The sequence below is a fragment of the Nocardia sp. NPDC058499 genome (genome assembly GCF_042719915.1).
GTDB lineage: Bacteria > Actinomycetota > Actinomycetes > Mycobacteriales > Mycobacteriaceae > Nocardia.
Genome location: NZ_JBHXMZ010000002.1, coordinates 184,654 through 210,315 on the forward strand (window position 1 = coordinate 184,654; position 25,662 = coordinate 210,315).

Sequence of the window (25,662 nt, forward strand, 5' to 3'; positions counted from 1 at the left end):
GGCCGGCCCCTCGGGACGGGACGGCGAGGGTGCGCGCCGGCTCCCGAGACCGGCAGCGACGGCGTGCACCGACTCCCGCGCACCGCGGGTCTGCGCGCCGCCCCTGCGTCGATCAGTGGGCCTGTTCTCCCGCAGCCACCTCCGGGCGCTCGCGGTGCTTCACCTCCACCAACGGCAGGCGCAGCGCCGCCGGCGCCGAGGCGGGAACCACGGGCGCGACCGGCTCCACCGGCGCGATCCGCCGATACGGCCACCCCAACGGCGGCCGCGGATCGGCCTCCCCTTTGTTCGGCCACAGCGCGACAGCCCGCTCGGACTGCGCGGTGATGGTGAGTGAGGGATTCACGCCGAGGTTCGCCGAGATGGTCGAACCGTCGATCACGTGCAGACCGGGGTATCCGTAGAGCCGCTGGTAGGGGTCGACCACGCCGGATTCGGGGGTGTCGCCGATCACGCAGCCGCCGATGAAATGGCCGGTCATCGGGATGTTGAAAACACTACTCACCGGCCCGCCGGGGGTTCCGTCGATTTTGCCGGCGACCCGCCGCCCCACCTCGTGCCCGGCGGGAATCCAGGTCGGGTTGGGGGCGCCTTCGCCCTGTCGCGTGGTCATCTTGCGCTTGAACAGGCCGCGTTTGGTGTAGGTGGTGATCGAATTGTCCACCGACTGCATCACCAGCAGGCCGATCGACTGCTCCGACCAGTGCCGCGGATTCTGCAGATGCGGCATATCGCGGCGGTGCCGCCACATCTCCCGCAACCAGAGGCGCCGCTTGGACACGCCCGGCTCCTCGCTCACCATGATGCTGCCCAGCAGCGCGATCACATTGCTGCCCTTGCCGTAGCGCACGGGTTCGACATGGGTATCGGCGTCCGGGTGGATCGACGAGGTGATCGCCACCCCCTTGGTGAAATCGTTGTCCGTCACCCGGCTGCGGATGGCGAGCAGTTCCTCGGAGTTGGTGCGCGAGAGGAATCCGAGCCGGCCGGAGATATCGGGCAGCGACCCGGCATCACGCAATTTGTGCAGGAGCCGCTGGGTGCCCAGCGACGCCGCCGAGAAGATCACCTGTTCGGCGGTATAGGTGGTGCGCTTCTTGCGCATCCAGCGGCCCGTGGCCGCGGTCTGGACCGCGTATCCGCCGCCCGGCAGCGGTTTCACATCGGTGACGGTGCGCAACGGATGCACCGCCGCACCTGCCTGCTCGGCCAGGTACAGGTAGTTCTTCACCAGAGTGTTCTTGGCGTTGTGGCGGCAGCCGGTCATACATTCACCGCAGTGGGTGCAGGAGCGCCGCGCGGGGCCCGCACCGCCGAAGAACGGATCCTCGACCTCCTCGCCGGGCCGGGCGCCGGGGCCGCCGAAGAACACACCGACCGGGGTCCGCTGATACGTATCGGCGACCCCCATCTCCTCGGCAACCTCACGCAGCACGCGGTCGCTCGGGGTGGTGGCCGGGTTGGTGGTCACGCCCAGCATGCGTTTGGCCTGGTCGTAGTAAGGACCGAGCTCGTCCTTCCAGTCGGTGATATGCGCCCACGGCCCGTCGCGGAAGAATTTCTCCGGCGGCTCGTACAGCGTGTTCGCGTAGACGAGGGAACCACCGCCGACCCCCGACCCGGCCATGATCAGGGTGTCCTTCAACAGCGCCAGCCGCTGGATACCGAAACACCCCAGGTAGGGCGCCCACAGGTACTGTCTGGCACGCCAGGACGTTTTCGCGAATTCGTCGTCGGCGAAACGGCGCCCGGCCTCGAGGACACCGACCCGGTAGCCCTTCTCGGTCAACCGCAGGGCACTCACACTGCCGCCGAATCCGGAGCCGATGACGAGTACGTCGTAGTCGAAGGTCTGGCCGGGCCCGGCGCCGGTGCCGGGGCTCGTTGCGGAACTGGACATTCTTCCGAGACTATGGCCTGGGTCACCCGGCGGGAACATACCCGCGGTCAGGAAATCGGCTTTTTCGGCCATACTCCGTCGATGAGTGTGCCGGATGATGGGCGCGGCCCCTCCCCGGTCGACACCGTGCCGGTGGCCGAAGGCGCTCGATCTGCCGCATCGCATCCCGCCCAGGCTCGAGAGAACCAGCGATGCGACACGGCCCGCCCTGCCCGGCACAGCGCATTGCCCAGAACCGCCGGAATACGCGTGCCGGCGCGCTGCCGGTGTTGCGGAACTCGGCGACGGACGGCTACGTGATGCGGGCGCACGGGGTGTGACCGCACCGTTCACCAGCCTGGCGCCGACCGGGCTGGTGGCCGTGGGAGACCCGGGCAACCCGGGCCGCCGGCGACTACTGAGCATGCTGCCCGAGCGTCACCTACCCGCGTCGATTTCCGGTTCGTGTCCGGCTATCTCTATTTCCGGCGGTGCGGGCGCAGGGCCGGGCTCACCGGCGGCTTCGGCGCCGGGGCGACCGTGTTCGACCACGAAGCTCGCTCGGGTGACGACGGGTGCGCCGGGCTCCCCGACGAACGGCACCACCCGGAAATCACTGCGCCACAGCTCGTGATCGACCTCCACCCGGACGTAGCCGCGCTGACCGTTGAAGAACTTCATATCGGGATTGGCGGCCAGCAGGGTTCGACCGCGCGGGGTCAGATCTGCGCCGTCACGACCGGTGGTGATCGAGGTCCCGGTGAATTCCGTGGCCACCACCGGCGACCCCGGATCCCGGTAATCGCCGCGGATATCGACCACATAGTTCTCGTGCCGATCGCCGGTGAGCACCACCAGATCACCCCGCCCGCGGGCAGCGGCCGCGGCGAGCACCGTGTTGCGGTCGGCGACATAGCCGTCCCAGGCGTCGGTGCCCACCGCCACGGCGGGGCCGGGGTCGTAATCGGATTGCGCCATCGCGACCTGATTGCCCAGGATCTGCCAGCGCGCCGGCGAGTGGGTGAGACCGTCGATCAGCCATTCGCGCTGTTCGGCGCCCAGGATCGTACGGTCGGGGTCGAAGCGATCGGCGCAGCCGGTGACGAGATTCGCACCGTCGCCGCAGACCAGCGGTGAACGGTATTGACGGGTGTCGAGCATGGTCAGATCGGCCAGATCACCGAAGGTGTAGCGGCGGTGCATCCGGGCGTACGGTCCCTGCGGTAGCTGTTCGATGCGCAGTGGCAGATGTTCGTACATCGCCTGGAATGCGGCCGCGCGGCGCCGCCGGAACAGGGCGGGCAGCAGATGGATATCGATACCGGCGCCGGGTTCGAAACCTGCCCAGTTGTTGTCGATCTCGTGATCGTCGAAGGTGCAGACCCAGGGGAACGCGGCGTGCGCCGCGCGCAGCTCCGGTTCGGCCTTGTACTGCGCGTAGCGAAGGCGGTACCCGGTGAGGTCGGTGGCCTCGTCGCGCAGCGTCTCCGGGATCGCGACCCCGGCCCGGCCGCGCGCCCATTCCATTTCGTAGATGTAGTCGCCGAGATGCACGACCAGATCCAGGTCCTCGGCGCCCAGGTGCTCGTAGGCGGTGTAGTAGCCGGAACTCCAGTGCTGGCAGGACGCGAACGCGAAACGCAGCCGATCGATCCGCGCTCCGGCCGCGGGCGCGGTGCGGGTGCGGCCGACCGGTGAGATCGCCGATCCCGCACGGAAACGGTAGAAATACCAGCGATCCGGCGCCAGCCCCCGCACCTCCGGATGCACACTGTGGCCGAGTTCCCGGGTGGCGACCGCGCTGCCCCGGGCAGCGATCCGGCGGAACTGCTCGTCCTCGGCGACCTCGTATTCGACGGTGACCGGCGCGAGCCCGGTCCCGCCCAGCCCGTCGGGCGCGAATGGGTCGGGCGCCAGACGCGTCCACAGCACCACACCGTCGGGCAGTGGTTCGCCGGAAGCAACGCCCAGCGTGAACGGGTCGCCGAGCAGCCGCGGCGCCCGAAACGGCGCACTACTCACCAGGCCCGCCCCGGCCAGCACTGCAACGGCACCGGCCGACCCCGCATGCAGCAACCTGCGACGGGATAGGGGCATGAAGTAATTATTGCGTGCCCCCGGGCGTTCTTCGCCGCGACCCGGTGGTCTGCGAGTCGGCGCCGCCCACCCACCCGGACAGCCGGCTTCCGGCAAGCGTCGGGCAGCCCGGGCGGGTTCGTGGCCGACCGGCTTACGCAAGCCCGGACGAGCGGCCCCGGGTCGCCACACGAGCGGCATCGGTCAGCCGAAGGCTCGGCGATATTCCTGCGGAGTCACGCCGACGGTCTTGCGGAACGCCTGTCGCAGGGCCGCGACCGAGGCGAACCCGGTGTGTTCGGCGATGCTCTCGACGGTGGAGTCGGTCCGCTCGAGCAACTCCTGGGCCCGGCGAACCCGGACGGTCTGCAACCACTCCCGCGGAGTCATCCGTACCTGCTCGTGGAACCGGCGGATCAATGTCCGCCGGCTCACCCCGGCATGGTCTGCGAGGTCGGCGACTGTGATCTTTTCGTCCAGCTCCGATTCCGCCCACTCCAGCGTCGGATTGATCGAATCGCGCCCCGCCTGCAACCGTGGGCGTTCGGCAATGAACTGGGCCTGACCGCCCTGGCGCGTCAGCGGCATCACCGATAACCGGGCCATGTCCGCCGCAATCGCCGAACCGAGGTCGCGGCGAACCATATGCAGGCACAGATCCAGTCCGGCGGCGGCACCCGCCGAGGTCAGCACCCGTCCCTCCTCCACGAACAACACGGCCGGATCCACCCGCACCCGCGGATAGATGCGCGCCAGGTCGGCGGCCACCATCCAGTGGGTCGTGGCCCGCCGACCATCGAGCAGACCCACCGCCGCCAGGGTGAAGGCGCCCAGACAGATCGAGGCCACCCGCGCGCCACGGTCGTAGGCGTGCCGCAGCGTCGCAGCGAGCCTGTCCGACGGTTCGGCGAGATAACTCAGCGATCCGGGGACGATGATCGTGTCTGCCTGTTCGGCAAGGAAATCCAGATTCCCGAGCGAGGCCAGGGCGAAGAATCTCGACGAGATCGCCGGCCGTTCGGCACATACCCGGATGTCGTAGCACGGCGTTCCGTCGTCGTAGGAACTGCGGCCGAAGATCTCCAGGGGAACCGACAGATCGAACGGGACCACCTCGTCGACCGCGAGAACGGCCACCGACCTCATACTGCGAGCCTAACCTCGGTTCTCGGCAAGGGATACCACGAAATGGGTGCATTCGACCACACGACCCCGGCGGCAGAAGCCGGCACGGTGACGCCTGTTTCAGCGAGCAATGCCGGCGGCGGCAACCGGAAGTGGATCGGTCTGATCCCGGCGAAACCCGGTGACACAGCGCAACAGTGGCCCGGTGATGCCTGTGGTGACAACGGCCATGACGACGAAGATTGCGAACAGAGTGGAATCCAGGATCCCGAGTTCTCTGCCGAGGTCGAGCACCACCAACTCGGTCAACCCACGACAACTCATCATTACCGCGATGGCCGTCGCATCCCTCGGGGTCTCGCCTACCAGGAAGGCGCCGACGCCGCTACCGATGAGCTTACCCGCCATAGCGATCAATATGATCAGCCCGCACGCCGCGACGGCGGTGCCTCCGGCGACCGCGCCCAGGTCGGTGCGCAATCCCACGGTCACGAAGAACAGCGGAAGGAGCACCCAGAGGGTGACGCCCTCGAGCTTGATACCGAGATCGGTGACGAGTGCGGAATCCCGCGGCATGACAGCCCCTGCGAGGAACGCACCGAAGATCGGGTGGACCCCGAGCGACTCGGTGATCAGCGCAGACACGAGCAGAAGGCAAACCATTCCCGCGTAGCGCGCAGGCGCAGGTGCACCCACCTGATCGGCGCGCGTAATGATCCGCGCCAGCAAAGGCCGCACTACGGTCAACATGGCCACGGTGAAAGCTGCGGCCAGTATGGTCGCCGTCAGGGCTGGGATCCACGAACCGTGCTGCACAATCGTGACCACGACGGCAAGCAGACACCACGCGGTGAGATCGCAGACTCCAGCGGCGCCGAGCCCGAGCGAGCCGGCGCGGGTCGACAGAAGTTTCTGTTCCGCGAGGATCCGGGCCAGTACCGGGAAGGCTGTGATGGCGAAGGCCAATCCGATGAACAAGACGAACGGCAACGCGCCCGGCCGCTGCGGTGGATACTGCGCGTACAGCCACCACGCGACCGCGACGCCCCCGAGAAATGGCACAGCAATGGACGAATGGCCGATGACCATGCTCTTGACGGAGGTGTTTCGCAAGTCGCCCCGGGACACCTCCATACCCACCAAGAACATGAACAGTACGATGCCCAGCTGGGCCATCGAATCGAGGTGAGCCACGATAGCGTCGGGGAACAGCCACGCCTGAGCCTGCGGCGAGAGCGCCCCGAGCGCCGTCGGGCCCAGCAGTAGGCCCACGATCAGTTCTCCGAATACCCGTGGCTGGCCGACCTTCTCGGCCAGCACACCGCCCAGTGCGGCCGCTCCGACCGCGACCGCGATAGCGACGAGCAGTTGCCCCAGCATCGATCCGCCTTCGGGAGCCGGTGCCGCCTCATGCTCGGGTGATCGTGCGGTGCCGAGGACGACCCAGGTGATGGCAATGATCGCGGGTACGGCAACCACAGCAGCGTAGGTCAGTAGTGTTCGCCGCACAGTTCTCCTCGGTTTCTCGCCTCTCCGTAACGCGAGATATGCGGGGGAAGCGCTCCTGCGTCGATATGGCAACCGGTTCGGTGGCCGGGCTATTGGCCCGGCCGCCTTCACCTCCGAGCTAATCGGCGGCCTCGGTCGCCGGTGCGACAACAACCAGTCCGGCACGGATCAACCGTTTCAGCGCCCGGCCCTGCAGTGCGGTGAGCACGGGTCCCAGGGTGGGCCAGTCGACCGGCCCGTTGCTCAGCAGTCGCCACAGCTCGGCACCACCGTCGCGGTCGAGGCACCGCACCTGAACGCCGGGATCGTCGACGGAGTAGATACGGTGGCAGGCCACCGCTTCGGTCAACGGCGCAGGCGCCCCGCTCGTGTTCGCGACCGGATCCCGCCAGTACTCGGTAATCCCGTGCCGCACCTGCGGCGGCACCTCGAACGGCACCGACATGGCTTTGAAGCCGGGAATATCGGCCGCGAGCCCAGACCTGATCCGGGCCTCCGGTGCCAGTGCCAGCACGCTGTCCGGGGTGAGTTCCACGGCGTCCGCCGCGGTGAAGGCACGCAGGTAGGGGCCTTCGTTTGCCAGGTCCCGCGGATCCCGGCTGCCTTTGGTCATGATGTTGAGGAGATCGGGTTCCAGTGCCGTGTTCAGCAGCGCCTGGAAGGTGCCCTCGGTCGCATTGTCGGTTTCGACCCGCCGGCCCTGCGCCCGCCAGTACGGACTGTCCGGGTGCGACCGCGAAATCTCGTGGTACCACTGATCGATACTGAGTGCCCAGGTCTCGGCCATCCCACGCCATTCCACGTCGTAGTCACGCCACAGATCCTGTGTGGTCTGCTCGTCGACCTCGGCGTCGAGGGTCTTACGAAGGACCAGCGCGGCCGCCCATGCCTGCGTCACCGCGAAGGACATCCCCGACGAGAACAGCGGATCGACGAAGTACGACGCATCACCGACGGCCATCCAGCGGTCGGCGTACGAGCCGAAACACTCGCTGATGCGCGAATAGTTGGTGGCGGTGAGCATTTCGTCTCGCACCGGTTCGGCATCCGCGATCAGTTCGCCGAGACCGGGGATCGATTCGATGGTTTTACGGAAAATCGCGGGGTCCCGCAGTTCCAGGCGTGCCAGTGATTCGGGATTGGTCACGATACCGATCGACCACACCGTCTCTCGGGCATCGTCGACAATCCTGGGCGTCGGAATGTACCAGACCCATCCGTGCTCGAACGCGACGGCATAGATCGGCGAGAGGTCGTCCGCGCGAAAGATATTCCAGTCTTGTTCGATCTGCTGGGCCGGCCGGCAGTTCCGGAAGTGCGACCATACGGCGATATTCCGGTATTCCGACAACCACTGTCTATCGCGGCCCGAGCCCCGGGCGGCAACCTGATTGGCTCGGCCGGAGGCGTCCACGAAGTACTGGGCACGCACCTCGCGCCCATCGGCCAGATCGACGGTGACCCCCGCGGCGCCGGAATCGAAACCCGTGACACCGACACCTTGGAATACCTGCGCGCCACAGGATTCCGCGTGGTCGAGCAGCACCTCGTCGAACTCCGCCCGGTTGACGTGGATCGACCAACGGTGCACACCGTCGACCAGGTATTCGGCATGTTCGAAGAACCCCACGAAGGGGCGGTCGGTGTCCCACTGATAGATCCCGCCGAACTTCTGGATGCTGCATCCACTGGCGAGCACCTTCGGCAGCGCGCCACTCGCCTCCAGTACCGGAATCAGCGGATGGGCACCGGATTCGCCGATATGTTCCCGCGGGAAGATTTCTCTGTCGAAAACGGCGACCCGCAGCTCCGTATCGCGGCACAGCATCGCCGCCAGTGTCGACCCGGCCGGCCCCCCGCCCATGATCACGACATCGTATTCGGCGGACAGTTCCGTAATAGCAGTGGCCATGGAAACCTCTCTCAGACAAGGGAGTTCGTGTGAATCGATGACGAAGCGATCGGAGTGCGATCCTGATTCGCCTCCGCCACCCCGGAAACCGGCCCGTGCTGTATGCCCCTCCTCGCCGGTCCGAGGTCCGGTCTCACGCTACGACCGAAGGGAGGCGGCGGCCAGCGTGATAAGCGACAGACAGGCGCGACTTTGCGCCATGGACCCGCCGAACGTGGCACAAGGGCCGGACGAACGGCCCCGCGATACACCGCGCCGGCCGCACGGATAATCCGACTCCCCGAGTATTCTCATTTTTCTGCCGGGCGGAATCCGATCGGTCGAAAAATCCGCGGCTCATTCGGCTGATTTCGCTGAGAAACAATTTCCGTTCGTATCCCGATACCCGTGCCGATTCAGATGACTTGCGCGATCGGTCGCGCGGTTCCATTTCCACGATGCCGCCGACAGCGAATCGCTCGCCCACACGCTGCCGCGTCCCAGCGCCCGGGTCACCGCCGGCACTATTCATAAGCACCGAAGACACAGTTTTCGCAGGTCATCCACATAATCGAGACGATACCGGCGGTTCGGTCGACAACGACCGACGCACGCGTCCGATCGGCACCAAGTGGTCACTAGTCCACAAGTCGAGGCGATCCGACATATCGGATGAATTCGCCTGAGCGAATAACAAAGCAATACATTATGATGTACGTCACACCTATTCCTTGACCTGGTAGGGACGGCCTACCATTACGGCAGGAGGAGATAACGGGGGATTCACCCGAGAGGACCCGGTTGTATTGGCCGGTTCACTCGGTTCCTTTATTCCGTTGATTTTCTCCGGACGTTCAATTGCTGATATTCGCCGAAGCCGCCGGGTGTCAGCGAAACAAGCGGCAGGGCGCGCCGATCCCGCGCGACCCCGCCTGCTGTGCACGACCGAGCTGTGCCGTCCATCAGGCCGGCACAGCCGAAAGGAATGTCGATGAACCCTCCCACTACGAGAGCCTCGGACGAGGTCTGCCTACCTGTGTCCCCGCCCGGATCATCGCTACATCACTCCCCCATCGAGATCGCCGAGCGCATTCTGCGGATGATTTTCCAGCGCCGGCGAAGCGCGGTACCCGCCGATCCCTGCGTGACGCAGCCCTGCTCACAGTGTTTCGCACCGCACCTGAAGAAGATCGTTCGGCAACTGGAGGCGGAACAGCCAGTGCACCTGGTGATTCCGGCCTTTCCGGCGAAGTCGCGCAACCGCGGCAAGGTACTCGGGCGCCTACCCGATATGGCCGAGGTCCTGGCCCTCGAATCGCTGCAGTCCCTGTGCGATCAGGTGTCGTCTGTCCATCCGCCGGGTGCGGTGATCACGATCTGCTCCGACGGACATGTCTTCAGCGATGCGCTGGAAATTCCCGACGAGCACGTGGACGATTACGGTGCGGCGCTGCAGCGCATCATCCGGTCGTCCGGGGGCGGGTCGATCGGCATCTACGGCCTGCGCGACGCGATGCCCGACCTGAGCTGGGACGAGCGCCGCCGGATACTGCTCGATACCTACGCCGACGATATCGATACCATCCGCGAGTGGGTACGCGCCGACGAATCGGGCCGGCGGATGTTCAACGGAATCCACCGGTTCATGGTCGAGGACAACAATGCTCTGATGCCCGGACTCAGCGCTAATCAGCGCCGTATCAGGTCGAAACGCACCGCATACGAGGTGGTTCAACGCAGCCAGGCCTGGAGTAGGCTGGTTGCCGGTGCTTTTCCCGAGGCCGTTCGCCTGTCGATCCATCCGCAAGCACACCACAGCGATAAGATCGGCATCCATCTGTTGCGTTCGCCCGACAACTGGTTGACCCCCTGGCACGGTGTGGCCCTGGACAACGGGACGGGGTACGTCCTGATCAAGCGCGCGCAGGCCGAATCCGTCGGAGCACGGTTGATCTGGCGGCACAGCCGCCCCAGTCATTTCGTGGTCCCCGGGCCTGAATACATCGCCCCGGCCGGGCTTCCGGGAACCAGGACCGAGGAGAGTTGCCGATGACGAGCAGGATGCACGATTCCTTGTCGCAGACAACGGAACTGCGCCCGTTCGGGCAACTGGTCACCGCGGCCGGAAAGCAAGTGAGCCTGGCCGATGTCGTGATCGATACGCTGCTGGAGGCGGTATCGGCCGCCAAGGTGGTCGTTCTCCGCGGATATCGGCTACTCGACCCGGCCGAACTGGAAGCTTACTGTCGAATGGCGGGCGAGATTCTGCAGTGGAACTTCGGCGCCGTGCTCGATCTGGACGTACGCGACGACCCACAGAACTACCTGTTCGACGCCGGCGACGTCCCGTTCCACTGGGACGGCGCCTTCGCGAACAAGGTGCCGCGGTTCTTCCTGTTCCAGTGCGTGCAGGGCAGTCCAGCGGGCGCCGGGGGAGAAACGGTCTGCTGTGATACCACAGCCGTGTACCGGGAGGCGCCCGAGGAGCTGCGTGCGCTGTGGCACCGCACGACCGTTTCCTACCGCACCGACAAACTGGCGCACTACGGCGGCCTGCTCACAGCGCCCCTGCTCAGCAGTCACCCCACTACGGGTGAAACCACGATCCGCTATGCCGAACCGCTCGATCCGGCCCGGTACCGCAATCCGTTGTTCCTGACCTTGGACGGCATATCCCCTGAGGAAGCTGTGCTGGTGATGGACGATCTACGCACTCGGCTCCATGATCCGCGGTACTGCTACTCCCACAGCTGGCAGACCGGCGATATCGTGGTCGTCGAGAACCACGGTCTACTGCACGGGCGCAACGGTTTCACCGGATCGACCGAACGCCATCTCCAGCGGATCCAAATCATCTGAGTGACCGGTGGATCGAAGACACCACTACCGTTCCCCGGCCGGCCGGGCGGGCTCATCCGGGAAGCCGCTGGGCCGAATAGGAGCGCAGCCGGGGATCGGCCGTGCCGACCACCACGGGACGGCCGACGAGTTCGAACATGGCGATATCGGAGTGATGGTCGCCGAGGGCAGTGCATCGCCGGAGGTCGATACCGGTTTCCGCCGCATACCTGCGCACCGCGGCCGCCTTGTCCTCGCCGACCATCGTGGCGGCAACGTTGCCCGTATACCGACCATCGGCAGTTTCGAGGTGGGTGCACAACACCGCCTCGGCACCTATCCACGCCGCGATGGGCCGCAACGCGGCGTCGAACGACCCGGAGACGAGCACGATCCGGGTGCCTCGTGCGGTCAGCTCGGCCAGGTGCAGACATACTGCGCCGTTGGCATAGTCCGGCCCGGCAATCCGGGACGCGAACCACTCGCGCCCGATCGCGTACGTCTCGGCGACATCGCATCCCGCCCAGGCCCGATAGAACCAGCGGTGCGACGCGGCCCGGCCGGCCCCGGCGGAGCGCATTGCCCAGAACCGCTGGACTATCGGGTCCCGCGAGGCACGCATATCAGCGCCGATCTCGGGTCCGCCCGCGCGGCGCTGCGCGGCGAAGGCGAAGAGCGAGAGAAACGTGATGTCGCGGACCAGCGTTTCGTCGACATCTACGAATGCCGCAGGCACCGCCGGATCACCCCCTTGCGCTCGGGCGCCCGGTTCACGCTGCGCTGGAAGTTCCATGGCGCCTTTCGGTCCAATTAGGTTGGTGCACAGTAAGTTTGACATATATCGGCGATATCGGACAGCCCCGGAAAGAGGAACAATGACCGAGAAATCACCGCTCGTTTCCTGCGAATGGCTCGACGAGCATCGCGACGATCCCCGGCTCGTCGTCGTCGAGGTCGGAATGCCCGACGGATACGAATCCACCCGCGCCCGTTATCGGAGCGGCCACCTGCCCAACGCTGTCTGGCTCGACTGGGCGCACGATATGCGCAACCCCGGAGGTATCGACGTGATCGATCAGCCGGCCTTCGAACAGCTCATGTCCGCCAAGGGAATCGCCGAGGACGATTGCGTCGTCCTGTACAGCGGCGACAACAATATCTGGTCGACCTCCGTCTACTGGCATATGCGGTTGTATCAGCACGCCACAGTAAAAGTCCTCGACGGTGGCCGACCGAAATGGGAGCAGCTGGGCCTGCCGCTGGAAACGGATACCCCCACCAGGGCAATCACCGACTACCGCTCGCCCGGCCTCGATCGATCGCTGCGCGCGGTGCGATCCGATGTCCTGGCCTCGCTGGGCAGTTCGGTCTTTGTGGACGCAAGGGAACCGGAGGAGTACCACGGCAAGACGTTCTCGCCGGACCAGGCACCCAACCCGATGGGTGGTCAGCGCGCCGGCCATATCCCCGGCGCGGTCAATATTCCCTGGCGCATCGCGGCCAATCCCGACCAAACCTTCAAGAACGCCGCCGAACTCCGCCGGTTGTTCGCCGCGGCGGGCGTACCCGAGACTGCGGACACCATCACCTACTGCTGGGTGGGCGCCAGGTCGGCGTATTCCTGGTTCGTCTTGCGGGAAGTACTGGGCTACCCCGGCGTCCGGAACTACGACGGATCCTGGGCCGAATACGGCAGTTCCGTAGGTGCACCTATCGAGGTATAGCCGCAGCTGTTCCCGGCCGTGTCCGGCACCCCCTCGGCCGGGGACAACCCACAAGCGTTCCTCGACTCGTCCACAGCCCCGCAGGCCCGGCCCCTCAGTGCGGTACCTGTTCCCCGGCACCGCAGCCACCGCACTCGGGCTGGCTCGCGTCTCGAACCCCGGCACGCGTCGCAATCCGCTGCAGCGTCTCCAGTACCGCGGACCGCACATCCGACCCGTCCGATTCGAACAGCTCAGCCTCGTAGGCATCGAGAATTTCCTCGGCCTTACGCAGCAGCTCCGCGCCGGCAGGCAACACGTGCAACGCGTGCGCGCGCCGCTGCACCGGATGCCGGCGTCGTTCTACGAGTCCGCGCCGCTCCAGTTCGTCGACCATACCGACCATCACATTGCGGTGGATATGCAGCGATTCACACAACTGCTGCTGCGAGATCCCGCTCCGATCGAGCAGCGTACTGAGCACCGCGACATGCCGAGGCTGGATGTTCAACGGCGCCAGGAGCGACCCGAACCGTTCGGTGGTGTGGACCCCGAGCTGGGCCAGCAGAAAGGTCGGGTGCTCGTGCAGGCGGAGGCGGGGTCGGCCCTCACTGGTGGACATATCGCAGAAACTATACCCCTTGATCTAGCGACTCACATAGGTAGATAATCACCTGAGGTGCATATCCCTCTTCGTGCATCAGACCGCACATCCCCAGCCGAAAGGCCGACCCGACCATGCAGACCCGACCCCTCGGTACCGCCGTCGTCGCGCCCACCGCGCCGGCGGCGCGCGACCGCGGTCCCTGGCCCGCCTTCATCGTGGTGCTTGTCGCCGCGTTCATGGACCTGCTCGATATGACGATCGTGAACGTCACGATCCCGACCCTCCAGCGCGACCTCGGCGCCACCTACACCCAGATCGAATGGACCATCTCCGGCTATGTGCTGGGCTTCGCCGCGCTGCTGATCACGGGTGGCCGGCTCGGTGACACCTACGGCCGGCGCCGCGTATTCCTGATCGGCATCGCCGGCTTCACCGTTGCGTCGGCCCTGTGCGGTTTGTCGACCAGCCCCGAAATGCTCATCGGATCGCGCCTCCTGCAGGGGGCTATGGCGGGATTGATGGTTCCCCAGGTCCTGTCGATCGTCCAGGCCACCTTTCCGCCAGGGGCGCGTCAGCGCGCCATCGGAATCTTCGGTGGTGTCAGCGGACTGGCGGCGGTATCGGGAATGGTGATCGGTGGTGCGCTGATCGAACTGGACCTGTTCGAGCTGTCCTGGCGGCCGATCTTCCTGATCAATATTCCGGTCGGCATCGCGGCCATGATCGCGGGTGCCGTCCTCATCCCCGAATCCCGCTCGGACACCGCGCAACGGCTGGATCCGATCGGTATGGTCCTGGCGATCGCCGCGGTATTGCTGCTCGTGTACCCGCTCACCGAAGGCAGGCGATTGGGTTGGCCCGTCTGGACCTTCGCATCCATGGTCGCCTCGATCGCGGTATTCGCAGGTTTCTTGATGTTCGAACAGCGTCGGATCCGAACTACCGGCTCGCCGCTGGTGGTCCTCGGCCTGTTCCGCCTGCGTTCGTTCAGTTCCGGATTGGCGGTCTGGCTGCTGTTCAACCTCGCCATGGGCGGGTTCTTCATGGTGTGGACCCTGTACATGCAAGTGGGTCTCGGATGGACCGCGCTGCACGCCGGGCTGGTCGCCGCCACATTTGCGGTCGGCGCCGGGATCGGTGCCGGATCGTCCATGGAGGTGCTGGTGCCCCGATTCGGGCGCGGCGTTCTCCTGGCCGGAACCGCGATCAATGCCCTCGGGTTCAGCCTCTACGCCTGGCTCGCGTGGCAGTTCGGTGACGACGTCGATACCGCCGCGATGTCGGCAATTCTCGTTCTCGCCGGCATCGGGTTCGGGATGATGTTCGCCTCCACCATGGAGGTCGTCCTCGCCGAAACGCCGGCCGAGGACGCAGGCTCGGCCTCCGGCTTGCTCAATACCGGCCAGCAGCTCGGTATGGCGCTCGGTGTCGCCCTGGCCGGGGTCCTGTTTTTCACGGTCCTGGCCGATGATCACGCACACGGCGCAGATGCCGCGGTACCCGGACTGCGCGCGGATCTGACCGCGGCCGGGCTCCCCGGGCCCGCTCAGAACGAGATCGAATCGGCCTTCCGGACCTGTTCCCGGGATCGCGCGGCCGAGCACGATCCGACCGCCGTCCCCGAGAGTTGCCGTTCGGCCGCGCCCGCCCCGCCCGTGGCCGAAGCCTTGACCCACGCCGGTGACACTGCGCGCGCGGAGAGCTTCTCCCGGGCCTTCGCCGCAAGCCTCGGCGCCGGAATTGCCGTGCTGGCAACGGTGTTCGGGCTGCTGTTCCTGCTACCTCGAGGAGCACGACGACGCACCGACGCCCAGCCCCCGGAGGCTGTCACCACCGCATGACCCTCCTGCCCGACGTGGTGGTCCGCATCGACGGAAAGGATGCGGACCACCTACGGACTCGACCACACAAAGGCACCACCATGCAGGACCACATCCCCGGCCACACCCCAGCGGCGGTCACGGTATATCCGACGGCCCGGTTCTTCCAGGCATTGTCGGACCCCACGCGATTGCGGCTGCTGGAATTCATTCTCGCGGCGGAGCGCACCGCCGCGGAGTGTATGGCGCACACGGGAATCTCCCAACCCAGAGTTTCGGTTCACCTGTCCTCGCTGACCGCGTGCGGTTATGTCCGGGTGCGCCGGCGCGGCCGGATCCTCCGGTACACCGTCGGCGATCCGCGGGTCCGCGAACTGATCGGGCTCGCTCGCGCATTGGCCGCCGACCATATGGGCCCGCCGGGCTTCGACGAGGCACCGACCCGATCTCCCCGGTCGATCGGGAACCGTGCACCGGGGGGACAACCGGCGCACGGTTTCCGGCCCGGCTAGAGGTCGGCGAAGCAGACCACGAAACGCCGCTCGTCGTAGACGAAACCGCGATCCGCAGACGGGCAGGCGTTCACGCTGTTGGTATCCGGCAGGATGCTGACCACCTGCACTCCGCCGGGGGCGCAGTCGGCGCGCTGGGGATGATCGCCCGATACATCCGCACAGCTGCCCACCACCCAGTCGATATCGAGGCACAGGGTGGTGTCGGCGATCGTATGGGTGGCGTCGCCGTCGGCGGGGCAGGCTGTTCCGGCCGGGCCCACCGCGGAGACCTTGTACCGGGATTCCGTGCTGCCGCAGGGAGCTTCGGTGACTTCCTTCTCGCCGAATCCGCTGAGGCATTCCCCGGCGGCCACCTCGACCTTCGGCGGCGCCTGTTTCGCCTCTTTGTTGACCTGTCCCGCGGTGCCGAGGGCGGGCGGGGTGGTGGTCGGCGGCGCGGAGGCCGAGGGCGGCACGACGGGCACCACGGGTGATGCGGGTGTCGTGGTCGTCCCGGCGATCGTGGTGGTGGCGGCCGCGGTGGGGGCGGCGAGATCCTCGGTCGCCTCCTCGGTGCCGCCGCCGGCCGTGGCCAGCAGGGCGGCGATCCCGATTCCCAGCACGATCGAGGTCACCACGGCCGCGATGGCGATCGCTGCCGCGGTGGCTCCTACCCGTGCGCGTTTGTCCTGCTTCGAAAGCGGCGGCTGCCCGTCGTTCTCGTTCGGTGCCGGATCGGTCACGGTTCGCCGCGCAGGACGGCCGCCACGGCGTCACCGAACGACTGCCCACCCATGACGTAACCGCCGGCCACACCGCCGATGAGCAAGCCGATCGGCCCGGTGATGATGCTCAGGAAGCCGAATCCCAGAAGCGCACCGAGCAGACCGCCCAGCACCGCGCCGACCGCGACCCCGGCGACGTTCTTCTCCAGTTCGGTGGTGAGCCGGGCCATCGAGCTCACGGGCCGCATCTCGCCGATGTCCTCGGCGGTCGCGGTCGGGGTGAGTTCGAGAGAGGTGCCGTCGCCACTGATCTCGTGCGCAACGGCCATCTCGCTACCGGAGATCTCGTAGGTCAGCGGCACCTCGGCCACGACGGCGCCGCTGACGGCTTTCAGTACGGCCGTGGCGCCGTCCGGGGTGAGTTCGAACCGGCCGTTCTCGACCTCGGTGGTGATGGTCTGCGTTTTCTGGTCGACGCTGGTCTCGTAGGCGATTCCCTGGTCGACGCCCTCGCTTTCGAGCTTCGGGGCCGGAGCCGCCGGTTCGGCGTGCACGGTCGCGGCCGAAATACCGACGGCGGCGACGGACAGAAGTGCGGTTGCGGCGAAAGTGCCGAACTTCATTACGTTCAATTCCTTCTCACGTAGACCGTCCCGGTACCGGGCGGCTGCGATTTCAGTTCGCGCACAGGACCATACCGATATTCGGACTCGAGGTGCATACCCAGAATTCAAAGGAATTTCCATCCTTTAAATTGCTGCACAATAACGGGCATTCGGTGGCGGAATTCCGCAGAACTCGCCCGACGCCACGGTTATACCGCTCGGCAATATCCGCGACGAGCGACTGAACGGGCCACCAGCATTCACCTGGCAATCACGCGTCGTCGATAACGTTTACGCACCGTTATTCACTCGAAGGCCCCCGGCTGTTACACGTCCGCCGGAATCTGCGAACCACTCGGTGAGCATTACCCCATTCGTGACCCCCGTACACACTTCGTGATCATCCGGGGCTGTGTCCCGTGATCCGCAGGTGCTCCACTACTTACAGGATGTCCGATACCTGCCGATACCACCGGAGCCGGCCATGAACTCATCGGGAAGTCTGCGCCTCGGGGCCACCGCTTGCGCGCTCGCCGCCGCCGCTGTCCTCGGCCACCCTGCCACAGCCTCGGCCGACATCACCGATGTCGGCGTATCAGGCGGGTTCGGGCTGGGTTTCATCCAATACGGCGTCGGCTGCACCTACACCGTGACCGCCACCGGCGCCCCCGGTGATCAGGTGGTTTTCGCGGATTCGGTGAACGGGCGGCCGGGCGGCGGCAGCTTCGGACCGGTCGCGGAAGAGGAACCGGGGGTGTTCACCGCGGACTGGAACCCCACGGTGATCGGGCGGCACACCGTCTCCGCGGGCGGCGCCGCCACGGAGGTCAATGTGCAGGTCGGATACGACTTCGGCATCATCTGCTTCACGTTGCCCGAGTGGGTTCACCTGCCGTTCTGATCTTGCCGGCGAATCATCCGGCCCACGCTCCTACTTCCAGAGCGCTTGACAGGCTCGGCAATTTTGACAGACTCCGACGAAATCGCCGGGCGGGTACGCGCCGGGTCGTAGGGAAGGATCGCGGATGGGTGTCTATGCGGTCACCGGAGCTGCCTCGGGTATGGGCCGGGCCGTCGCCGAGAAGCTGGAAGCCGAGGGTCACCGGGTGATCGGCGTGGATATCCAGGAAACCGATATCGTCGCCGACCTCTCCACTGCCGCGGGCCGCCGCCGGGCGATCGACGAGGTGCTCGAGGCGGCGGACGGGCGGCTCGACGGCGCGGTCCTGGCGGCGGGGCTGGGGCCGGTACGGGATCGGTCGCGACTCCCGGTGATCGCGGCGGTCAACTACCTCGGCGTGGTCGATCTGCTCGAGGGCTGGCGGCCGGCCCTCGCCGCGACCGGCGCCGCGCGCGTGGTGGCCTTCGGCAGCAACTCGTCCACCACGGTCCCCCTGGTACAGAACCGGACGGTCCGGGCATTCCTGGCCGGCGATACCGAGCGCGCGGTCCGTAGCGTGCGGATCTTCGGCGCCCAGGCCGCACCGTTCGTCTATGCCGCGTCCAAGATCGCGGTGAGCCGCTGGGTCCGCCGGCATGCCGTCCGGCCGGAATGGGCGGGCGCCGGTATCCGGCTCAATGTCATCGCACCGGGCGCCATCCTGACCCCGCTGCTGGAGCGCCAGCTCGCCACCCCGGGCGAGGCCGAGGCGGTCGAGGCGTTCCCGGTCCCCACGGGGAGTTTCGGCAAACCCGAGCACATCGCCGACTGGGTGTACATGATGCTGTCCCCGTCGGCCGAGTTCCTGTGCGGCAGCATCCTGTTCGTGGACGGCGGTACCGACGCCTACTTCCGCCCGAACGACTGGCCGCGGGCCGTACCGCTACGCGGTGTGGTGGGCTACCTCCGGAAATTCCTGGGGTTCGCCGCGACGCGGCGCGCGTGATGACACCCGGCGCAGGCCGGTAGTAATACTCATGCCCGCCCCGGCCCGCCCACGGCAGACTCGGCAAGAGGAACCGAATCAGCCGAATGAGCCAAGGGGGAACATCGATGACATGGACGTGGGTATGGCGGGTGACGACCGGGGTGGCGCTGCTGTCCATCCCCCTGCTCATGGTCGCCGTCCGACTGAATATCTCGGCGGGCTGGATCTTCGCGTTCGTGTTCATCTACGGCGCACCCCTGTGGCTGGGCAGTGTCGCCGTCGTCATCTGGATCGCTCTGGGCTTGTTCACCCCGGGCAGTGCCGTCGAGACGGCGGGGCCCCGCACCCGCGGCCTGCTGTACGGGTTGCTGTGGCTCTACCTGGTGACGCTGAGCTTCTTCTGCCTGTTCATGTCCGACGGTGGTGACGCCGACGACTGGCAGTCGCCCGCCGGTCATTTCCTGGGCGTGGACGGCTACAACAGCAGTACGCCCGAATACCTGTGGCAGGCGGAGGCGGCGGCGTTTCCGAGCCTTGTGGTGAGCTGGGTGGCGCTGTTCGCGGCCGCGATCATCTACGGGGTGGTCGTTGTCCGCCGCCGGCGGGCCCGGGCGCGTTCCGTATCCGCGCCCGTACTGTAGGCCGCGGTCACGGCGGTTCGGGCAGTTGCAATGCGTTGAACCAGATCCAGTTGAGGGTGTCGAGCAAGGTTTCGGCATCGATCTTCTCGCCCTCGACGAACACGAGCGAGGCCATCCGGCTCACCATGCTCGACAACGCCAGCGCCGTCACCCGCGCGTCCAGCCGCGGCGGCACCAGACCGCGCTGCTGCAGATCGCGGATCAGTGCCGCATTGCGATCGATGAACGCCGACGCCCGTTCGGCGCGCAGGGCCGCGAACTGCTGATCGACCCGCGATACCTGTTCCAGCGCCGCCATCAGCCGGGCATTACGCCGGTAGGCGCGCAGATACTCCCGGTTGGCGGCGGCAATCCAGTCCCGCGGATCGGTACTTCCGCCCCGCGCGCGGACATGCGGATGCAGCATCTCGTCGCGGACCTGCGCGACGACTTCGGAGAAGATCTCTTCCTTGCTGTCGAAATGGGTGTAGAAGGAACCCGATGCCACACCCGCGGTGCGGGTGATATCGCTGATCCGGGCATCGACGAACCCGTCGCTTTCGAAAACCTGCCGCGCCGCGGCCACCAGTGCGGCCCGGGTCCGGATACCGCGCCGGCTCTTCGGCGCCGGGCGGCCGCCGGCCGGTCTCGCCGGGGCAGCGGGGGCGGTCACGGTATCCGCCGTGCCGCCCTCCCGAGCTGTCACCGGCTGCTCGCCGGGAACAGGCGGCCCGTCGCCAGGGTGGTGATCCGGTCCTCGTTACCGGCGTCGCGCAACGTCGCCCGTGCGACATCGGCGTGCAGCGTTGCGTCGGCGACCACCGGGCCCACTCGCGCGGCCTGCAGATAGCGCAGCCCCAGCGTGCTCAGGGTCGCGCCGGGAGCGAGCGAGAGCATCGCTTCCTCGGCGGCGAGCGCGATCAGGCCACCGTTCACCGTGCGGGAGGCGTTCAGGCCGTCGTCGGTACGCGGCAGCACGGCGGTCCCCGGCGCCCGCCGCTCGCAGCCCGCCCGCTCGGCCAGCGGTACCGCGAGCAACCGGCCGGTGACCGGCATATCGATACTCATCTGCTCCGGTAGCCGCAGTTCCTCGTTCGGCGACACCATGAACGACCCGCCGCCGAACGCGAAGGGCTCACCGTCGACGGTCCACTCCACCTCCGCGACGAAGACCGAACGCCCCGCCTTGATCTTGCGGCCGACCGCCCGCACCTCACCGGAGCTCGGCGCCGGCCGGTAGAGGTGCACATCGAGTTCGAGGGTCACCGGAACCCGCGGCCCGAGGGTGAGCGCCGCGAGCAGGCCGGTCACCGTATCGGTCCAGGTGGCGAGCACCGAGGTACGCAGCCGGTCGGTACCCGGCACATGCATCTGCGGGGTGATCGTCGCCGACCCGTGCAGTTCTTCCCCCACCATCGTCGTCGCGAACCCGAGTTCCAGCAGAATATGCCGCCGCCGCTGCGGATCCGTACCGGTCTCCACGGTCATCCGTTGCCTCCTCGTGCTCGTCCCCGGCAGCACCCATGATCGCGGGGCGCCGACCGGACCTATCCAACGTGTCCCGAGCCGATCCGCCACACGGGCGCTACGTCGCCGGGCCGGCCAGGTACTCGACGTCCTCGCCGCCGGCCGGATCTCCGCTCCGGATGCGCACCCTCGTTCAGCCGGCGGCTTCGGCGGCGGCGCGGGCTTTGCCGAGTTCGGCGCGGGCGATGGTCAGTTTGTGCACCTCGTCGGGTCCGTCGGCGATACGCAGGGTCCGCAGGTGGGCGTACATGCTCGCCAACGGGAAATCCTCGGTGACCCCGGCCGCCCCGTAGACCTGGATCGCGCGGTCCACGATGCGCAGCGCCATCACCGGCGCGGCGATCTTGATGGCCGCGATCTCCGTGCGCGCCTCCTTGTTGCCGACCGTATCCATCATCCAGGCCGTTTTCAGGGTGAGCAGCCGTGCCTGTTCGATATCGATCCGGGCCTCGGCGATCCAGTCGCGGATATTCGCGCGTTCACTGACCTTGCGCCCGAACGTGATCCGCGATTCGGCCCGCGCGCACATGAGTTCCAGCGCGCGCTCGGCCATCCCGATGGCACGCATCGCATGGTGGATCCGGCCCGGACCGAGCCGTGCCTGGCTGATCGCGAAACCCTCTCCCTCGCCTTTGAGTACATCGGTCAGCGGCACCCGGACATCGGTGAATTCGATTTCGGCGTGCCCCTCGCGGTCGACGTACCCGAACACCGGCAGGTTACGGACCACCCGGACCCCCGGCGCATCGATCGGCACCACCATCATCGACTGCTGCCGGTGCTTGGGCGCCTCCGGATCGGTTTTGCCCATGACGATCAGCACCTTGCAGTTGCGGTGCATGGCATTGGAGGCGAACCATTTGCGGCCGTTGAGGATGTAGTGGTCGCCGTCGCGTTCCATCCGCATTTCGACATTCGTCGCATCGGAGCTGGCCACACCGGGCTCGGTCATCGCGAAGGCCGAGCGGATGGTGCCGTCGAGCAGCGGTTCGAGCCAGCGTTCCTTGTGTTCCTGGGTACCGAAGAGGGTGAACACCTCCATATTCCCGGTATCGGGCGCCGAACAGTTGCAGGCCTCCGGGGCCAGCGCCGGGCTGCGGCCCATGATCTCGGCCAGCGGCGCGTACTCCAGGTTGGTCAGTCCCGGGCCCCATTCCTCGTGCGGGTGGAAAAGATTCCACAGCCCGCGCGTCTTGGCCTCGGCCTTCAGATCCTCGAGGATCTGCGGATGATGATGCGGATCGCCGGCCGCGGCCATCTGCTCGGCGTAGACCGGTTCGGCCGGGTACACGCATTCGTCCATGAAGCCGAGCAGTTTCTGCCGGTACTCGCGGGCGCGGTCGGTCGAGGTGAACAGTTCCACGGGAGAACTCCGATCTTCGGGGCGCGGCTCGATACGCCGCAGAGGGACCTTCGCTGCTCTCCGCACGCTAAACCAACTTGAATCTGGATTCAAGTAGTGACTCGCCTCGGCCGGCCGCGTCAGCGTTACCGCATTCCGTCAGGTGTACGTCGCGGGACGGGCGGCGGCAGGCTCGAACCCCAGCAGGGGCGCACCCGGCGGGAAGGTGACCGGGAGTTCCACCAGCGACCGATGGAACGGGCCCGGACGCCACGCGGGTTCGTCGTCGGGGAAGTCGGCGCGCATCTCCGGTAACGCGTCCAGCAACTGATCGATCGCCCCTTCGGCGATGATGTAGGCCAGCGACTGCGCGGGGCAGGCGTGCGGACCGAGACCCCACGCCAGATGGGCACGGTTACCGGTGAGCTCCGAGGCCCGGATCTTGGGATCGTTGTTACAGGCGGCCATGCTGATCACCACCGGCTGATGCGCGGGCAACCAGACATCGTCGAGCAGGATCGGCATACGCGGATAGGTCACCAGCAGGTTCGCCAGCGGCGGATCGTTGAACAGCACCTCGTCCAGGGCATCGCGCGAGGTGAGGTTGCCGCCGAGCACACTGCCACCGAACCGGTCGTCGGTGAGGATCAGCAGCAAGGTGTTGACGATCAGATTGAGTTCGAATTCGATCCCGGTGCCGTACACCTGCGAAACATGGTGCGACACCTCCTCGTCGGATAGCTCGGCGGGATGCCGCAGCAGCACCGAGGTGATATCGGCCGCGGGGTTCTCCCGCTTCGTCGCCACCAGCTTCGCCAGGGCCTCGCCCAGCATCCGGCTACCGGCCTCGGCGTCGATACCCTCGAGCATGGCGGCGATACCGGCGGCGACCTGCTGACCGACCTCCGGCGGGCTGCCGAGCAGATAGTTGATCACCTGGAACGACAAGGGGAAAACATACTGCTGGATCAGTTCGGCCCGGCCGTCCGCACAGAACGAGTTGATCAACGGTCCCGCGATGTTCTCCACCACCGCGTGGATGGCGAACATATCCACTTCGTCGATACCGGCCGTGATCGCCTGCCGGTAGCGCAGGAATTCCTGACCGGCGCAGCGGCTGGCCATCGGCCGCCACTCCATCATCGGCAGCACCGGGCACCCCGCCGGAACCCCCTTCTGCCAGGTCCGTGGATCGGCGGGGAAACGTTCCGGATCGTTGAGTACACGCAGCGCGGTCGAGTAGCCGATCACCAATGTGGCCGGCACCCCCGGGGCCAGTTCCACAGGTGCGAGCGAACCGTAGCGCCGGCGCATGTCCTGGTAGGCGCGATGTGGGTCGGCGGCGAATTCCGGGAGATACAGCGCGTACCGGGGGTCGTCGTGCGAACCGGGACCGGCCGGGGCCGGGGCGAGCCTTCGATATTCCGAGCTGGTCAAGAAGGAACTCCATACGTCTGGTAGCGGGACCGATGGTTTTCCACCGGCCGGGCACCGGTTCGAGCCTCCTCCTGCCTACTGACTCGAGCCGGAACGACGCGATGTTACGACACCGCCGGACTCTCTGTTCGTTTTCGAAAACGGTTGCCCACACGGCCTTTTCGAGAAATTCATTGGACTGGTCCGCACATCTGCCGCCCCGGCCCGGCGGGCGAAAATACGGCTGACCGGGGCCGAGCCGCCGGCCCCGGCCCCGGTCCACCGCTCAGACTCCCAATGCGTCCAGCGATCGATTGTCGTGCACCGCAGTGGTAATCCGGCGCATAAGCGACAAACAGGTCTCCTGCGGTTGCATTTCGGGTTGGTAGGCGGCCCGGCCGATCGTGAACGCCCACGCGGCGTACGCGAACATCGATTGCTGCCGGTAGATCAGCCAGGCCTCGTCGAAGGACGGCGCGCGGCCACCGGCGGCGGCGAGTTCGTCCAGATAGGCCCGCAGCAGATCCTCAGCCCAGGCCCGGCGGTCGGCAGGCTCGCATCCCGAGTTCACCGTGTACGCGAAATCGTGACCCCAGCCGCCGCGCATCACGACCTGCCAATCGACGTATCCCATCCGGCCGTCGGCGGTGCGGTAGGTCTGACCGATATGCGGGTCCCCGTGCAGCAGGGTGTGCGGAAGTTCCCGCGTCGCCAGGTCCACTGCCCGTTCCACACCGGCCCACAGCCGGTCCGCCTGACCGTGCAACTCTTCGGGTACGACCTCCGCCGCCCGCTCCAGCCCCACCGTGCAGCGGGTCCGCATATCGATCGCAGCCAGGTACGCGGCCAGCGCCTCGTTCGTCGTCTTCAGCGGTTCGATCGCCGGGCTCTCCCAGAACGTCCCGTGCAACCGGGCCAGGTTGCGCACCAGATCTTCCATCTCCGCGCGGCCGATCGGTTCGGTGGGCTCACTGAACACCGCACCCCGCGTAACGGCGATATTCTCCATCAGCGCGATCGAACGCCAGGACGCCGGATCGGAGGCGCCCCAGTAGCCGAGCGGCGCCTGGATATCGAGTTCCGGACGGAAATCCCGGAAGAACCGGGTCTCCCCGTCGATCATCTTGCCGCCGCCCAGCAGGATGCGCTGGCTGAGCGAGGTGGTGGTTTTCGCGAACAAGGCCCGCGGCAATCCGGCGGCCCGCCCGGCCTCGTTGTATTCCACCCGGATCGCGGTCCGGGTCGAGGTGCCGCTGCTGCCACCGTCGATCTCGAACGAGAGGACCTCCGCACCGGGGGTGTCGCGGCACAGCACCGCGGTGAGCCATTCGGTGGTCAGCACCGCCCCGGAGGCGGGTACATCGTCGATGGTGCGGGCACGGTGCCCGGTGATCTTCTCGCCGAGAATATGCCCGCCCACCGCGGCGAGCCGCCCGAGCAACCAGAGCTTGTGATTCATTTCCGCCTCACTTTCCGGATGCGCGCGTGGACAGCCGCGCACCGCACCGGACCATCCGGCCCAGAATTCGTATCGCATCGACAAGTGTCGATCCTGCGGCATATTCCCAGCGCGGGAATGACTTTCGGGCGATTACCCGGGTCGGTTCCCGATCCCCA

The 25,662-nt window shown here is 66.8% G+C and carries 22 protein-coding genes; 8 read left to right on the forward strand and 14 right to left on the reverse strand.

Annotated elements, in window-relative coordinates:
• Nucleotides 1–112 precede the first annotated feature (112 nt).
• From ACFWPH_RS05970 to ACFWPH_RS05990, 5 genes are all read right to left on the reverse strand, one after another.
• A complete protein-coding gene (locus ACFWPH_RS05970; protein ID WP_378748430.1) occupies nt 113–1,900 on the reverse strand; it encodes a GMC family oxidoreductase N-terminal domain-containing protein in 1,788 nt (595 codons plus the stop codon).
• Between the two features lie 417 nt (nt 1,901–2,317).
• A complete protein-coding gene (locus ACFWPH_RS05975) occupies nt 2,318–3,976 on the reverse strand; it encodes an alkaline phosphatase D family protein (protein ID WP_378748431.1) in 1,659 nt (552 codons plus the stop codon).
• 183 nt (nt 3,977–4,159) lie between these two features.
• A complete protein-coding gene (locus ACFWPH_RS05980) occupies nt 4,160–5,101 on the reverse strand; it encodes a GlxA family transcriptional regulator (protein ID WP_378748432.1) in 942 nt (313 codons plus the stop codon).
• 99 nt (nt 5,102–5,200) lie between these two features.
• Entirely contained in the window at nt 5,201–6,589 is a 1,389-nt protein-coding gene (locus ACFWPH_RS05985) for a cation:proton antiporter (protein ID WP_378748433.1), read from the reverse strand.
• A gap of 118 nt (nt 6,590–6,707) precedes the next feature.
• Nucleotides 6,708–8,501, reverse strand: a complete 1,794-nt coding sequence (locus tag ACFWPH_RS05990) for an NAD(P)/FAD-dependent oxidoreductase (RefSeq protein ID WP_378748434.1) — start codon at nt 8,499–8,501, stop codon at nt 6,708–6,710.
• Between the two features lie 970 nt (nt 8,502–9,471).
• Here ACFWPH_RS05990 and ACFWPH_RS05995 point away from each other — a divergent pair.
• Together ACFWPH_RS05995 and ACFWPH_RS06000 are read left to right on the forward strand one after the other, a co-directional pair.
• Entirely contained in the window at nt 9,472–10,533 is a 1,062-nt protein-coding gene (locus ACFWPH_RS05995) for an L-tyrosine/L-tryptophan isonitrile synthase family protein (RefSeq protein WP_378748435.1), read from the forward strand.
• Complete coding sequence (locus ACFWPH_RS06000; protein ID WP_378748436.1) at nt 10,530–11,339, forward strand: TauD/TfdA dioxygenase family protein; 810 nt, start codon at nt 10,530–10,532, stop codon at nt 11,337–11,339. Before ACFWPH_RS05995 ends, ACFWPH_RS06000 begins: the two co-directional genes overlap by 4 nt.
• Nucleotides 11,340–11,391: 52 nt before the next feature.
• Here ACFWPH_RS06000 and ACFWPH_RS06005 read toward each other — a convergent pair whose 3' ends face one another.
• Nucleotides 11,392–12,111, reverse strand: coding sequence for an HAD family hydrolase (locus tag ACFWPH_RS06005; RefSeq protein ID WP_378748437.1), 720 nt, complete (start codon nt 12,109–12,111; stop codon nt 11,392–11,394).
• Between the two features lie 82 nt (nt 12,112–12,193).
• Here ACFWPH_RS06005 and ACFWPH_RS06010 point away from each other — a divergent pair, with 82 nt between their 5' ends.
• Nucleotides 12,194–13,042 carry a sulfurtransferase gene (locus ACFWPH_RS06010; RefSeq protein ID WP_378748438.1) on the forward strand — a complete coding sequence of 283 codons (849 nt, stop codon included), beginning with the start codon at nt 12,194–12,196 and terminating at the stop codon, nt 13,040–13,042.
• Between the two features lie 94 nt (nt 13,043–13,136).
• Here ACFWPH_RS06010 and ACFWPH_RS06015 read toward each other — a convergent pair whose 3' ends face one another.
• Nucleotides 13,137–13,643 (reverse strand): MarR family winged helix-turn-helix transcriptional regulator, encoded by a 507-nt coding sequence (locus tag ACFWPH_RS06015; RefSeq protein WP_378748439.1) that lies wholly within the window; start codon nt 13,641–13,643, stop codon nt 13,137–13,139.
• A gap of 116 nt (nt 13,644–13,759) precedes the next feature.
• Here ACFWPH_RS06015 and ACFWPH_RS06020 point away from each other — a divergent pair, with 116 nt between their 5' ends.
• Together ACFWPH_RS06020 and ACFWPH_RS06025 are read left to right on the forward strand one after the other, a co-directional pair.
• On the forward strand, nt 13,760–15,469 hold the full coding sequence (locus ACFWPH_RS06020; protein WP_378748440.1) for an MFS transporter: 1,710 nt from the start codon (nt 13,760–13,762) through the stop codon (nt 15,467–15,469).
• 80 nt (nt 15,470–15,549) lie between these two features.
• The gene (locus ACFWPH_RS06025) at nt 15,550–15,960 is read left to right on the forward strand and encodes an ArsR/SmtB family transcription factor (RefSeq protein ID WP_378749398.1); all 411 of its coding nucleotides are present in this window, start codon (nt 15,550–15,552) and stop codon (nt 15,958–15,960) included.
• Here ACFWPH_RS06025 and ACFWPH_RS06030 read toward each other — a convergent pair.
• Entirely contained in the window at nt 15,957–16,685 is a 729-nt protein-coding gene (locus ACFWPH_RS06030) for a hypothetical protein (RefSeq protein ID WP_378748442.1), read from the reverse strand. The genes ACFWPH_RS06025 and ACFWPH_RS06030 overlap by 4 nt on opposite strands.
• Entirely contained in the window at nt 16,682–17,290 is a 609-nt protein-coding gene (locus ACFWPH_RS06035; RefSeq protein WP_378748443.1) for a hypothetical protein, read from the reverse strand. The genes ACFWPH_RS06030 and ACFWPH_RS06035 overlap by 4 nt, the downstream gene beginning before the upstream one ends.
• A gap of 466 nt (nt 17,291–17,756) precedes the next feature.
• Here ACFWPH_RS06035 and ACFWPH_RS06040 point away from each other — a divergent pair, with 466 nt between their 5' ends.
• From ACFWPH_RS06040 to ACFWPH_RS06050, 3 genes are all read left to right on the forward strand, one after another.
• The gene (locus tag ACFWPH_RS06040; RefSeq protein ID WP_378748444.1) at nt 17,757–18,173 is read left to right on the forward strand and encodes a hypothetical protein; all 417 of its coding nucleotides are present in this window, start codon (nt 17,757–17,759) and stop codon (nt 18,171–18,173) included.
• 124 nt (nt 18,174–18,297) lie between these two features.
• Complete coding sequence (locus tag ACFWPH_RS06045; RefSeq protein ID WP_378748446.1) at nt 18,298–19,158, forward strand: SDR family oxidoreductase; 861 nt, start codon at nt 18,298–18,300, stop codon at nt 19,156–19,158.
• 107 nt (nt 19,159–19,265) lie between these two features.
• Entirely contained in the window at nt 19,266–19,781 is a 516-nt protein-coding gene (locus tag ACFWPH_RS06050; protein WP_378748447.1) for a hypothetical protein, read from the forward strand.
• Nucleotides 19,782–19,788: 7 nt separating this feature from the next.
• Here the strand turns inward: ACFWPH_RS06050 and ACFWPH_RS06055 are convergent, their stop codons facing one another.
• From ACFWPH_RS06055 to ACFWPH_RS06075, 5 genes are all read right to left on the reverse strand, one after another.
• Entirely contained in the window at nt 19,789–20,466 is a 678-nt protein-coding gene (locus ACFWPH_RS06055; RefSeq protein WP_378748448.1) for a TetR/AcrR family transcriptional regulator, read from the reverse strand.
• Nucleotides 20,463–21,248, reverse strand: a complete 786-nt coding sequence (locus tag ACFWPH_RS06060) for a hotdog domain-containing protein (protein ID WP_378748449.1) — start codon at nt 21,246–21,248, stop codon at nt 20,463–20,465. Before ACFWPH_RS06060 ends, ACFWPH_RS06055 begins: the two co-directional genes overlap by 4 nt.
• Before the next feature lie 172 nt (nt 21,249–21,420).
• Nucleotides 21,421–22,644, reverse strand: coding sequence for an acyl-CoA dehydrogenase family protein (locus tag ACFWPH_RS06065; RefSeq protein WP_378749400.1), 1,224 nt, complete (start codon nt 22,642–22,644; stop codon nt 21,421–21,423).
• 144 nt (nt 22,645–22,788) lie between these two features.
• Nucleotides 22,789–24,066: a cytochrome P450 gene (locus ACFWPH_RS06070; RefSeq protein ID WP_378748450.1), complete on the reverse strand. Its 1,278-nt coding sequence runs from the start codon at nt 24,064–24,066 to the stop codon at nt 22,789–22,791.
• 265 nt (nt 24,067–24,331) lie between these two features.
• Complete coding sequence (locus ACFWPH_RS06075) at nt 24,332–25,504, reverse strand: aminoglycoside phosphotransferase family protein (RefSeq protein ID WP_378748451.1); 1,173 nt, start codon at nt 25,502–25,504, stop codon at nt 24,332–24,334.
• Between the last annotated feature and the right edge of the window lie 158 nt (nt 25,505–25,662).

What these genes read in the sequence shown, in the direction of transcription:
- ACFWPH_RS05970 (WP_378748430.1), bottom strand. Translation starts at nt 1,900, where the DNA reads ATGTCCAGTTCCGCAACGAGCCCCGGCACCGGCGCCGGGCCCGGCCAG.
- ACFWPH_RS05975 (WP_378748431.1), bottom strand. Translation starts at nt 3,976, where the DNA reads ATGCCCCTATCCCGTCGCAGGTTGCTGCATGCGGGGTCGGCCGGTGCC.
- ACFWPH_RS05980 (WP_378748432.1), bottom strand. Translation starts at nt 5,101, where the DNA reads ATGAGGTCGGTGGCCGTTCTCGCGGTCGACGAGGTGGTCCCGTTCGAT.
- ACFWPH_RS05990 (WP_378748434.1), bottom strand. Translation starts at nt 8,501, where the DNA reads ATGGCCACTGCTATTACGGAACTGTCCGCCGAATACGATGTCGTGATC.
- ACFWPH_RS05995 (WP_378748435.1), top strand. Translation starts at nt 9,472, where the DNA reads ATGAACCCTCCCACTACGAGAGCCTCGGACGAGGTCTGCCTACCTGTG.
- ACFWPH_RS06000 (WP_378748436.1), top strand. Translation starts at nt 10,530, where the DNA reads ATGACGAGCAGGATGCACGATTCCTTGTCGCAGACAACGGAACTGCGC.
- ACFWPH_RS06005 (WP_378748437.1), bottom strand. Translation starts at nt 12,111, where the DNA reads ATGGAACTTCCAGCGCAGCGTGAACCGGGCGCCCGAGCGCAAGGGGGT.
- ACFWPH_RS06010 (WP_378748438.1), top strand. Translation starts at nt 12,194, where the DNA reads ATGACCGAGAAATCACCGCTCGTTTCCTGCGAATGGCTCGACGAGCAT.
- ACFWPH_RS06015 (WP_378748439.1), bottom strand. Translation starts at nt 13,643, where the DNA reads ATGTCCACCAGTGAGGGCCGACCCCGCCTCCGCCTGCACGAGCACCCG.
- ACFWPH_RS06020 (WP_378748440.1), top strand. Translation starts at nt 13,760, where the DNA reads ATGCAGACCCGACCCCTCGGTACCGCCGTCGTCGCGCCCACCGCGCCG.
- ACFWPH_RS06025 (WP_378749398.1), top strand. Translation starts at nt 15,550, where the DNA reads ATGCAGGACCACATCCCCGGCCACACCCCAGCGGCGGTCACGGTATAT.
- ACFWPH_RS06035 (WP_378748443.1), bottom strand. Translation starts at nt 17,290, where the DNA reads ATGAAGTTCGGCACTTTCGCCGCAACCGCACTTCTGTCCGTCGCCGCC.
- ACFWPH_RS06040 (WP_378748444.1), top strand. Translation starts at nt 17,757, where the DNA reads ATGAACTCATCGGGAAGTCTGCGCCTCGGGGCCACCGCTTGCGCGCTC.
- ACFWPH_RS06045 (WP_378748446.1), top strand. Translation starts at nt 18,298, where the DNA reads ATGGGTGTCTATGCGGTCACCGGAGCTGCCTCGGGTATGGGCCGGGCC.
- ACFWPH_RS06050 (WP_378748447.1), top strand. Translation starts at nt 19,266, where the DNA reads ATGACATGGACGTGGGTATGGCGGGTGACGACCGGGGTGGCGCTGCTG.
- ACFWPH_RS06060 (WP_378748449.1), bottom strand. Translation starts at nt 21,248, where the DNA reads ATGACCGTGGAGACCGGTACGGATCCGCAGCGGCGGCGGCATATTCTG.
- ACFWPH_RS06075 (WP_378748451.1), bottom strand. Translation starts at nt 25,504, where the DNA reads ATGAATCACAAGCTCTGGTTGCTCGGGCGGCTCGCCGCGGTGGGCGGG.